The sequence below is a fragment of the Pantoea sp. ICBG 828 genome, from assembly GCF_002928355.1.
Lineage (GTDB): Bacteria > Pseudomonadota > Gammaproteobacteria > Enterobacterales > Enterobacteriaceae > Pantoea > Pantoea dispersa.
The window spans coordinates 1-365 of the sequence record NZ_POWN01000030.1 but is presented as its reverse complement, the minus strand read 5'-3'; the positions used below and the strand labels follow the sequence as shown (position 1 = coordinate 365).

Below are 365 nucleotides of genomic sequence, written 5' to 3'. Positions count from 1 at the left end.
CTTTTCGCAGATTAGCACGTCCTTCATCGCCTCTGACTGCCAGGGCATCCACCGTGTACGCTTAGTCGCTTAACCTCACAACCCACAGGCGTTTTGCAACGCTGCGGACTGCAAGCATTTGAGAGACTCGAACACATCGTTGCTTCATTCTTATTACGGAGAATGAATACGACGCGTCGTTTCAAATTTTCAGCTTGTTCCGGATTGTTAAAGAGCAAATACTTCGCAGCACACCGTCGCCGGTATACTCTGAAGTAAGTTTCAGTACTGTAATGGTGGAGCTAAGCGGGATCGAACCGCTGACCTCCTGCGTGCAAGGCAGGCGCTCTCCCAGCTGAGCTATAGCCCCATACAGTCACTGCAGA

Annotated in this window: 1 tRNA gene; it reads right to left on the bottom strand. The window is 51.0% G+C overall.

From position 1 onward, the window contains the following. Positions 1-273 precede the first annotated feature (273 nt). Positions 274-349, bottom strand: a tRNA-Ala gene (locus tag C1Y43_RS23495). Between the last annotated feature and the right edge of the window lie 16 nt (positions 350-365).